This is a genomic window from Tritonibacter sp. SIMBA_163 (assembly GCF_046535935.1).
Classification (GTDB): Bacteria; Pseudomonadota; Alphaproteobacteria; order Rhodobacterales; family Rhodobacteraceae; genus Epibacterium; species Epibacterium scottomollicae.
Window position 1 is genome coordinate 1 of the sequence record NZ_JAWJBP010000713.1, and the last position, 260, is coordinate 260.

The following is a 260-nucleotide window of genomic DNA, read 5'->3' on the forward strand; positions in this document are numbered from 1 at the left end:
GGATCCAGAATGGAGTTATGTCTATTGGGATGTCCCCAATGAGCATAAAGAAGAATTGCGCCGTCAAGGAGGTCAACAACTGGTGTTACGTCTATATGATGTAACCAACCTAGATCTGGATCTACAATCGCCTTACAGCGTCCAAGAATATCCAGTGGATGAATTAGCCCGTGAATGGTATGTTCCGATTCCGACCAGCGATCGCGATTATTTATGTGAAATTGGCTATCGCTGTCCAGACGGGACATGGTTGATGTTAG

At 45.4% G+C, this 260-nt stretch carries 1 protein-coding gene; it reads left to right on the forward strand.

Going from position 1 to position 260, the window contains the following annotated elements; genetic code table 11:
- The coding region (locus tag R0J92_RS24190; protein ID WP_411053551.1) for a DUF4912 domain-containing protein at positions 1-260 on the forward strand (260 nt) is incomplete at both ends.